The organism is Corallococcus sp. AS-1-6, assembly GCF_020037015.1.
Lineage (GTDB): Bacteria > Myxococcota > Myxococcia > Myxococcales > Myxococcaceae > Corallococcus.
On record NZ_JAIQDE010000001.1, the window covers coordinates 678,558 to 687,731 of the forward strand.

At 69.8% G+C, this 9,174-nt stretch carries 7 protein-coding genes and 1 other RNA gene; 2 read left to right on the forward strand and 6 right to left on the reverse strand.

All coding sequences use genetic code 11. The features are described 5' to 3' along the window. Positions 1 to 168: 168 nt before the first annotated feature. Positions 169 to 2,040: an OmpA family protein gene (locus K8612_RS02825; protein ID WP_223761155.1), complete on the reverse strand. Its 1,872-nt coding sequence runs from the start codon at positions 2,038 to 2,040 to the stop codon at positions 169 to 171. Between the two features lie 188 nt (positions 2,041 to 2,228). Between K8612_RS02825 and K8612_RS02830 the strand changes: the two genes are divergently transcribed. After that, entirely contained in the window at positions 2,229 to 3,242 is a 1,014-nt protein-coding gene (locus K8612_RS02830) for a DUF3616 domain-containing protein (protein WP_223761156.1), read from the forward strand. Between the two features lie 22 nt (positions 3,243 to 3,264). Here the strand turns inward: K8612_RS02830 and K8612_RS02835 are convergent, their stop codons facing one another. The 3 genes from K8612_RS02835 to K8612_RS02845 form a co-directional block, all read right to left on the reverse strand. Further along, the gene (locus tag K8612_RS02835) at positions 3,265 to 4,857 is read right to left on the reverse strand and encodes a pitrilysin family protein (protein ID WP_223761157.1); all 1,593 of its coding nucleotides are present in this window, start codon (positions 4,855 to 4,857) and stop codon (positions 3,265 to 3,267) included. Next, a complete protein-coding gene (locus K8612_RS02840) occupies positions 4,857 to 6,221 on the reverse strand; it encodes a pitrilysin family protein (RefSeq protein WP_223761158.1) in 1,365 nt (454 codons plus the stop codon). The genes K8612_RS02835 and K8612_RS02840 overlap by 1 nt, the downstream gene beginning before the upstream one ends. A gap of 107 nt (positions 6,222 to 6,328) precedes the next feature. Continuing rightward, positions 6,329 to 7,336, reverse strand: a complete 1,008-nt coding sequence (locus K8612_RS02845; protein WP_223761159.1) for an NAD(P)-dependent alcohol dehydrogenase — start codon at positions 7,334 to 7,336, stop codon at positions 6,329 to 6,331. Positions 7,337 to 7,494: 158 nt separating this feature from the next. Here K8612_RS02845 and ssrA point away from each other — a divergent pair. Next, positions 7,495 to 7,858: a transfer-messenger RNA gene (gene ssrA, locus K8612_RS02850) on the forward strand. 52 nt (positions 7,859 to 7,910) lie between these two features. On the opposite strand, the gene K8612_RS02855 is transcribed toward ssrA, so the two are convergent. Beyond that, the gene (locus K8612_RS02855; RefSeq protein WP_223761160.1) at positions 7,911 to 8,285 is read right to left on the reverse strand and encodes a DUSAM domain-containing protein; all 375 of its coding nucleotides are present in this window, start codon (positions 8,283 to 8,285) and stop codon (positions 7,911 to 7,913) included. Further along, complete coding sequence (locus tag K8612_RS02860) at positions 8,282 to 8,674, reverse strand: hypothetical protein (protein ID WP_223761161.1); 393 nt, start codon at positions 8,672 to 8,674, stop codon at positions 8,282 to 8,284. The genes K8612_RS02855 and K8612_RS02860 overlap by 4 nt, the downstream gene beginning before the upstream one ends. Positions 8,675 to 9,174: the final 500 nt, after the last annotated feature.

Genomic DNA, 9,174 nt, shown 5'->3' on the forward strand with positions numbered 1-9,174 from the left:
CGATATTCCCGATGATTTCGACGCAGCGCGCACGGCAGGACGCGTCGTGCGCGAGGGGAAGACGAGGCCCGAAGCGGGGCATTTTGCCCCGTGCCTCCAGTCATCCCGCAAAAGAACAATCGCAGTGATTTGGGACGGCCCGTGTGCCGGGCCGTCCCGTGGACCGCGTTACTTCTTGCCGGCTGGCGCGCCGGTTCCAGGCGCAGGAGGCGCGCCCGGTCCGGGCACCGGCTCGGTGCCGGGGGGCGGCGGCTGGCCGTGGGGGACGAGGGTCTCCTTCGGGCCGGATTCGATCTCCGACTTGACGAGCTTGAAGTCCACGCGCCGGTTCTTCGCGCGGCCGAGCGCCGTGTCGTTGGTGGCGATGGGCCGGTCGAACCCGAAGCCCTGCGACGTGAGGCGCTTGCGGTCGATGCCCTTCTTCGTCAGGTACTCGAGCACCGACTTCGCGCGCCGGTTGGACAGGTCCATGTTGAGCGCGCGCGAACCCTTGTTGTCCGTGTGCCCTTCAATCTGCACGGGGCCCAGCGTCGGGTTCTTGGTGAGCACCGTCGCCACCTCGTCCAGCAGCGGGTACGACTGCTTCTGGATGACCGCGGAGCCCGTCTCGAACAGGATGTTGCCCTTGATGCGGATGCGGTCCGACTCCACCACCACGTAGGGCGGCGCGTCGTACGGGCAGCCGTTGTTCTCCGGCGGGCCGGCCACGTCGGGGCAGTCGTCCTCGCCGTCCGGGATCTCGTCGAAGTCCGTGTCCGGGCAGCCGTCGAAGTCCTTCAGGCCGGGCACCGTGGGGCACTTGTCCAGCGGGTCGATGACGCCGTCGCCGTCGGTGTCCTTCTCATCCACCGGGCAGCCCTTGTTCTCCTTCGGGCCGGGCTTGCCGGGGCACATGTCGTCGCCGTCCGCCACGCCGTCGCCGTCGTTGTCCGGATCCGGGCAGCCGTCGAAGTCCTCGAAGTCGTCCTTGTCCTCGGGCTGCGTGGGGCAGCGGTCGCGCACGTCGGGCACGCCGTCGCCGTCGGAGTCCGGGCCCTCGTCCTTGAAGGTCTTGTCGTAGCGCACGGCCAGCATGACCCGCAGGGCCTCACGGCCGTAGCCGGTGGTGACGTTGAGGCCGCGGCCCACGTCCAGCTCCACGCCCCAGTCACCCCACACCTTCGCGCGGGCGCCCACCAGCAGCTCCCACGGCGACTTGAGCGAGTCCGCCTGGTCGAAGTTGAAGGGGCGCGCCAGCGGCGTGCGCAGGTGCATCTCCGCGGTGGCCTTCACCTCGCGCAGCCGGCGGATGTCCGGCAGGTCCACGATGCCGCCCGCGCCCAGCGTCAGCTCGTCGTCCACGCGCAGGTTGAGGTACTGCGCCGCGGGGCGCACCAGCACGCCCGCGTTGCCCAGCACGCGCACGGGCCCCAGCCGCTTCTCCACGGCCAGGCGCGGGGCGAACACCACGCCGCGCTCACCCGTGAAGCTCTGCGCGCTGCCGGTGGGCAGCCGCACCTCCGCCACCAGCGCGAGCCCCAGCGGGAAGCGGTCCGGATTCAAGAGGCTCACGCGCGGCAGCACGCGGATGTCCCCCAGCGTGGTGCTGCTGACGCCCGCGGCGCCGGGGAAGCCCGGCGCGTTCAGCGCGTTCCCCAGCAGCGCGAAGTTGTCGCCCTGCAGCAGGGTGACGGGCAGGTCCACGCCCAGCTCCAACCGCTCCAGCAACTGGTAGGAGAACAGCAGGTGCGCGTCCAGCCGGTACGGCAGCAGGTTCCCCAGCTTCTGGTTACCCAGCTTCAGCGCCAGGATGCGCCAGTTGAAGTCCAGGAGCAGCGCGCCCCGGTAGCTGCCCACCGGCTCCACCGTGGCGCCTTCCAGGCCAATGCCGCTGGACTGCGCGGCCGTGGGCTTCACCGGGACGGCGTCGAAGCCTCGGGAGAAGGGGTCGGGCTGAGCATGGGCCGCTGCCGTGGTGAGCAGCAGGCCCAGGACCGCGAGTCGCAGGGCCGCGCCGCACGCGGACCGGCTCCACGTAGGTTCGGAGTCGGGGCATTGCATCCTGAGGCTCTTAGCACCCACCTCCCCTCCCTGGAAGAAAACCAACCCCTCCGAATGTGAGCTACAGCCTCATGCCATTTCTACAAATCCCGAGCCCTTCGGAGCCGCCGCGTCTGTTGTTGCTTACGACACATTTCGCGCAAGCCCTCCGGGTTCCCGGTGCGGGTGGCGCGTGCGAGAAGGGAGCCATGAGACGGTGGCTCTTGTGGGGATGTGTCCTGGTGGCGGGCTGTGGCGCCCGCGAGTCGAACGTGCGGCGCGACGCGCTGCCCGCCGCGCCCGCGACCCAGGTCATCTTCGAAGGCAGTTGTGACGCGTCCGGCGCGGTGGAGCTGGGCCACGGCCTGTTCGTGGTGGCGGACGACGAGGACAACATCCTGCGCGTCTACGATGCGCGCAAGGGAGGCAGCCCGCTGCGCACGGTGGACCTGTCCGCGTCGCTCGAGTTGCCGGTGAAGAAGAAGCCGCCGGAGACGGACATCGAAGCGGGCTCGCGGCTGGGCAACCTGGCCTTCTGGCTCACGTCGCACGGCCGCAACAGCGCCGGCAAGAAGCAGCCCGCGCGCCTGCGCTTCTTCGCCACCGGCGTGGAGGACCCGGAGCACGTGCGACTCGTCGGGCAGCCGTACACGCGGCTGCTGGAGGACCTGCTCGCGGACGCCCGGCTCGCGCCGTACGGGCTCGCGCAGGCGGAGCCGCTGCCGCCCAAGGAGCCGGGAGGGCTCAACATCGAGGGCATGACGGCGATGCTGGACGCGCCCGGGATGCTGATTGGCTTCCGGAGCCCGCTGACGCAAGGCCAGGCGCTGGTGGTGCCGCTGTTGAACCCGGAGGCGGTGGTGCGCGACGGCGCGACCGCGCGCTTCGGTGAGCCCCGGCTGCTGGCGCTGGGAGGGCTGGGCATCCGCTCGCTGTCGTCGTGGCGGGGGCGCTACCTCATCATGGCGGGGGCCACCGGCTCCGAGGCGAAGTCGCGCCTCTTCACCTGGAAGGGCGGCGACGACGCACCGGTGCCGGTGACGTCCGTGGACCTGTCCGGCGTGAACCCGGAGGCGTTCTTCACGCCCGACACGTCGGAGGACATCCTGCTGCTCAGCGACGACGGCTCCGTCCAGGTGGACGGCGTGGAGTGCAAGCGCCAGAAGGAGCCGGCGCTCAAGCGCTTCCGCGGCGTGTGGACGGCGTTGCCGCGAAGCCCCTGAGCGCCGGAGGCGGGCGCGGACGTCAGCGCTCCATGAACTCCGCCGCCGGGACCACCTGGATGGCGTCCGGGCGCACCGGCAGCTTCTGCTGGATGATGCGCTCATCCAGCTTGAGCAGCTCCGGCGGCTTGGGTGACGCGTAGGTGATGGGCGAGGGCGCGCCGGACTTCAGTTGCCGCGCCAGCCCCTGCGCGTCCTCCGTGACGTACACGAACGCCAGCTTCTCCGGGGAGAGCTGGCGGCGCACGGCGGCCTGCACGGACTCCGGCGTCATCGTCGCCAGCGCGGCGCGGTAGGCCTCCAGGAAGTCCGGCGTGCCGTAGTAGAGCGAGTCGATGGCATATCCCAGCCGCCGCTGGTCGGTCTGCTCCCACAGGCGCGTGTAGCCCTGGAGGAAGCCGAGCACCAACTCGAAGCGCTCCGGGGTGAGCGGCTCCTTCGACATGCGCTCCAGGAAGAACACCGCGCCGCGCGTGGCGAACACGCCGTTGGCGGGCACCACGGGGCGCAGCCAGAGGGACACGTCCTGCTGGGTGCGCACCAGGTTGGTGCGGTTGAAGGTGCCGTTGCCCCGGTCCTCGATGAAGTGCTCGGCGTAGGCGTAGTCGCCGTAGTTGAGGCCGCGCTGCTCGCGAAGCTCGTTGAAGAGCACGCCGATGAACTGGCGGTGCTCGCCCAGGTTGGACAGCGCGAACGACACCGGGAAGAAGTCCGGGTCGCCCCGGCGCATCGGCGTGACGAAGCCCATGCTCACGGCGGTGGAGAGCGTGGGCTTCTGGAGGATGAGCGCGCGCCCCGCGGAGGACTTCACGGTGGGCAGCTCCACCCGGGGCGCGCCCGTGACGGGCAGCGCGCCCAGGCGCGAGGTGAGGGCCTGCTGGAGGTTCGCGTCCACCGGGCCCGCGAGCCCGATGACCAGCCGGTCCTGCGTGAAGACGCGGCGCGCGTGCGCCTTCACGTCCTCCAGCGTGAGGGACTGGAGCCCCTGCACGGTGCCGCCCGTGTAGTGGGCGTAGGGGTGGCCCGCGTAGAGGAGCGCGTCCAGGCCCACCTTGCCCAGGGTCTCGTCATCCTCGCTGCGCAGGCCGTTGCGCACGGCATTGAGCGCGTTGGCGCGCAGGCGCTCGAACTCCGCGGGGTCGAAGCGCGGCTCCAGCAGCGTGTCCGTGAAGAGCTGCAGGAACGACGGCAGGAAGTCCTGGTGGACGCGGCCGGAGAGGGTGGTCATCTCCTTGTCGGTGACGACCTTGAGCTCGGCGGCCATGGGGTAGAGCGCTTCCAGGAGCTGCGCGGCGGTGAGCTTCCGCGTGCCGCCCTCCGCCATCAGCTTCGCGGTGAGGGCGGTGAGGCCCTCCTTGCCCTTCGGGTCGTCAATGGAGCCCGTGTGGAAGACGAGCCGCAGGCTGACGATGGGCGTGTCCGCCCGGGCCTGCACCACGAGCTGCATCGGCTGCGGCTGCTTCAGCGGCACCGCGGGCACGGAGCCCTGCTCGGGAGGCGGCGTGGGGGCCGGGGCCGGGGGCGGCTCCTCCGGCGGGGGCTTGGGGGCGTGGGTGCAGCCGGCGAGCGACAGCGCGGCGGCCAGGACGAGCGACACGGTAGCGCGGGTCTTCATCACGGCGTCCCTCCGGCGGCGGCCGTCTTGGGGGTGAGGGTGAGGACGGTGAGGTTGCGGTCCTCGAGGTACTTCCTCGCGAACAGGGTGAGCTGCTGGGGCGTCACGCTGCCCAGTTGCTTCAGGTAGCTGGCGAGCGCGTCCGGACGTCCCATCACGCCCGCGTAGAGCGCCAGGTCGATGGCCACGTCGCGCGGCGTCTCCATGTCCATCAGGAGGCCGTAGCGCAGGTGGTCCTGGATGGCCTTCAGGCGCGCGGCGTCCACCGGGCCGCCGGACAGGGCCTTCACCTCGCGGCGCAGCACGGCGTCCACGTCGGCGCGGTACTTCTCGTCCTGGAGGGTGGCGTCGATGGGGAAGAGGTACGGGTCGCGGTGGGGCGTGGTGTAGACGTTCAGCGACTCCACGTACTGCTTCTCCAGCACCAGCTCCTTGTACGCGGGGCTGGTGTCGCCCACGAGGTACTCCGCGAGGAGGGTCTGGATGGCGGCGTCGGGCGTGTCCGCGCGGGCGGCGGGCGTGTGCCACGCGAGCACGTGGCGCGGCTGCGTGGGCTGCGGCCAGTCCACGTGGACGGAGCGCGGCTTCGTCTGCGCGGGCTCGGTGGGGATGGTGACGCTGGTGGGCTGGCGCTGCCATCCACCGTAGGCCTTCGTCACCTGGGAGACGACCTGCGCGTCGTTGAAGTCACCGACGATGAAGAGGGTGGTGTTGGCGGGCGTGTACCAGCGCTCGAAGAACGAGCGGCTGTACGCGTACGCCTGGGGCATGGCCTGGATGTCTTCGTAGAAGCCCAGCGTGGTGTGCTGGTACGTGTGGCGGGTGAAGGCCGTCTTCGCCAGCGCCTCCTCCAGCTTGAGGTCGGGGCCCGCGGCGTTCTTGTGGTACTCGCCCAGCACGGCGAGCGCCTCCGTCTGGAAGGCCGGCTCGGAGTACTCCAGGTTCTGGAAGCGGTCCGCCTCCAGCGCGATGAGCTTCTCCAGGCCGGCGGTGGGGCCGTACACCTGGTACACGGTGATGTCGTCGGTGGTGAACGCGTTGTCGTCGAAGCCGTAGCCGCCGAGGATGCGCTCGCGCTGGCCCTCCGGGTTCGCCTTCGTCCCCTTGAACATCATGTGTTCGAAGAAGTGGGCGAAGCCGGTGCGGCCGGGCTCCACCTCGTTGCGCGAGCCCACGCGCACGGCGGTGACGTACGCGACGATGCCGGGCGAGTTGAACGGCACGCGCACCACGGTGAGCCCGTTGGGCAGGCGCGTGGTGTTCAGCGTGTAGGGGAAGAAGCGGGAGGCGTCTGGAGGCTGCTGCGCGGACGCCGGCAGCGCCGGCATCAGGAGCAGCAGCAGGAGGGGCAACAGGCGGCGCATGCGCGGACCCTTTCGGTGCTGGGAAAGCGCGGGACGTTACGCCGGAGGGAGGCCAGGGGTGGGCGGCTTTCTGACGGCGCATGTCACCTGCGCGCCAGAGCCACGCCTCACACGGTGATGACGATCTTCCCGAAGTGGCCGCCGGACTCCATGTACTGGAGCGCCTCGCGAGCCTGGGCGAAGGGGAAGACGCGGTCGATGACGGGCCGGAGCTTCGCCTGCGTCATGGCCTGGAGCATGTCCTCGAACATCTCGCGGCTGCCCACGTAGGTGCTGACGACGCGCAGGCGCCTGGAGGCGGTGGCGGTGGTGTCCGGCTTGCCGGGAGCGCCGGTGAGCAGGCCGATGAGCGCGATGTGGCCGCCCTCCCGGGTGGCGCGGATGGAGCGGGGCAGCGTGCCCGCGCCGCCGACCTCCAGCACGTGGTCCACGCCCTGGTTGCCGGTGAGGGTGAGCACGGCCTCCTCCCAGTCCGGCGTCTGGCGGTAGTTGATGAGCCCCTGTGCGCCCAACTGCTTCGCGCGCTGGAGCTTGTCGTCCTGGCTGGAGGTGATGAGGACGCGGGCCCCCAGGAGGTGGGCGAACTGGAGGGCGAAGATGGACACGCCGCCGGTGCCCTGCGCGAGCACGGACTGCCCGCGCTTGAGTCCGCCCTGGGGCACGAGCGCGTTCCACGCGGTGACGGCGGCGCAGGGGAGGGTGGCGCCCTCCTCGTAGGAGAGCCAGTCGGGCAGGAGCACCAGCCCTTCGGCGTCCAGGCGGACGTACTCCGCGAGGACGCCGGGGACGCCGCCGCCGAGCGCGTGGGCGACCTTCTCCGGGGTGCGTTCGCCGTCGGTCCAGACCTGGAAGAAGGTGGGGGCGACGCGGTCGCCGGGCTTCACGCGGGTGACGCCGGGGCCCACGGCGACGACCTGGCCGGCGCCGTCCGAGCAGGGGACGAGGGGGAGCTTGAGGCCGGGGTAGGTGCCGCGGGCGATGATGAGGTCGCGGTAGTTGAGGGAGACCGCGTGGATGCGGACGAGCGCCTGGCCGGGGCCCGGCTGGGGCTGGGGCGTCTCCACGAGGGTCCAACTGGAGGAGCCGGTGGGGTGCTGGAGCTCGTACGCCTGCATGCAGGGGACTCCGGGAGGAGGGGCTGCCTGGAGGGCAGGCAGGGGAGGGGATGTTGCAGGAGCGACCTCCGTGGCTTCAGGAGGATTGACGGAGGGCGTTCAGCGGTTAATGTAGGACGGGTGCGGAGCTGTTGGGGCCGCATGACGTACATCGAACCGGGGGCGACCTGGCTTCGACGGGGGCAATGACGTTCGAGACGCGTGCCGAGCTTGTTGGGTGCTCGTAAAACTTCCGACAACAACACAAAAGCCAACGACAACGTTGAGCTCGCGCTGGCTGCCTAACTAGCAGTCTCTAGTGCGCGGTCCCCCTGCTCTCGGTCCGTGGGGTAGGGATGGGCCGTCATAATGCGGACTGGTCGCCAAGGGTGCCTGGGCCCGAGGTGACGAGATCTTTCCAGGACCGGCATCGGGTATCCCGTCCGTGGGAGCCCCGGTGACGTAGCAAATCGCGGACTACGCACGTAGGGTCGAAGAGCCGACGGCTTTCGGACGAGGGTTCGATTCCCTCCGCCTCCACAGTGAAAGAGCCTGGCAATCCAGTACGGGTTGCCAGGCTTTTTCTTTGGGCCCGTCAGTCGAGGTCCTCCAGGGACAGCTCCACCTGCTCGCGGTAGAGCGGCACCCGTTCCACGGCGAGCAGGTCCTCCAGCAGCTTCCGTGCTCCAACCTTGTCTCCCGCGCGCACGAGGTCCCGCGCCCTCATCTCCGTGATGTTCAAGCGGATGGAGCCGTCACGAATCTGCCTGTGCGCCTCGCGCAGCAGGGCGGTTGCCGTGCCCGCTTCCTGGACGGCGACCTGCGCGTCGGACTCAAGAATGCCCACCTGCCGGGCCGTGCGCAGGAGGAACTCGCGCATGTGCGGGGTCAGCACCAGCGCTTCGCCCGCCTCCACACGCGAGGCCAGCTCCCGCACGGGGTCCCAGTCGATGTCCTCGGACATGCTCATCGCCCGCCCTTCCGCTTCCGGCACTTGTCGCGGGGCCAGTCGCCCTGCTGCCCCTCGCAGTACCGGAAGCAGTCGTAGCAGGAGCCCGACCAGTGGTCCTCCTGGCATTGCACGTACGTCTCCAGGCAGGCGCGCTTCCACTCCGGAAGGTCGCGGGAGAGCTCCTCTGCAGCCCGGGCGAAGAGGAGGATGTCCTCGGCCTCCAGGTCCGTGGCGCCGCACCGCGTGGGATTGCCCGGGTGGGTCTTCACACAGCAACTGATGGTGGAGTCCTGGGGACCACATTGCGCCTGGGCCAGGTGCACTGCGGTGGCGCTGGGCATGGCGGCGCTCGCACGGGCATGGGCCCCGCCACCGCAGCCCGCGCCCACCAGTGCGAGTGTCGCCACGAGCACGGCTACGAAGCGAGTGTTTCGGTTGTGCATGCATTGCCGCTTGGGATTGTTTTTGGTCGAGATTCAATCCCTAGCGCCTCCGACTTTGATAGCGCGCTCTTTCGACGCCCGTACACCTACCACTGCAACGTGCTCAGTCGCACGCCGTGCGCCAACGCGAACTCCTGCTGCATCTGCCCGCTGGCCTCGAACGCTCCTGCAATCCGCGTCCACTCCGGCTTCTCCACCTGCTTCGTTATGGCCGGGAGCGTCCGCCGCAGCCTGATGCCCCGGCAATGGCCCGCAGCACATCGTTAGCCGGACGGTTAGTGCGCCGGGATAAACCGGCATGGAGTTGCGAATGAAAGAGTCGTACATCGAAGGGCTAACCACCCGCGATGACCCCAAGTGAGGTCGTGTCAATTGGAGTGGAAACGTGTCAGGCGGCGCGACGAGTTCCCTGCGGTAGCATGACGAGGTTGCCGTCCTCGTAGGTGCGGCCAGCGAGTACGTCT

Excerpts from the sequence above, each read along its gene's own strand:
- K8612_RS02835 (WP_223761157.1), bottom strand. The coding sequence starts at position 4,857 with ATGAAGACCCGCGCTACCGTGTCGCTCGTCCTGGCCGCCGCGCTGTCG.
- K8612_RS02830 (WP_223761156.1), top strand. The coding sequence starts at position 2,229 with ATGAGACGGTGGCTCTTGTGGGGATGTGTCCTGGTGGCGGGCTGTGGC.
- K8612_RS02855 (WP_223761160.1), bottom strand. The coding sequence starts at position 8,285 with ATGAGCATGTCCGAGGACATCGACTGGGACCCCGTGCGGGAGCTGGCC.
- K8612_RS02845 (WP_223761159.1), bottom strand. The coding sequence starts at position 7,336 with ATGCAGGCGTACGAGCTCCAGCACCCCACCGGCTCCTCCAGTTGGACC.
- K8612_RS02840 (WP_223761158.1), bottom strand. The coding sequence starts at position 6,221 with ATGCGCCGCCTGTTGCCCCTCCTGCTGCTGCTCCTGATGCCGGCGCTG.
- K8612_RS02825 (WP_223761155.1), bottom strand. The coding sequence starts at position 2,040 with ATGCAATGCCCCGACTCCGAACCTACGTGGAGCCGGTCCGCGTGCGGC.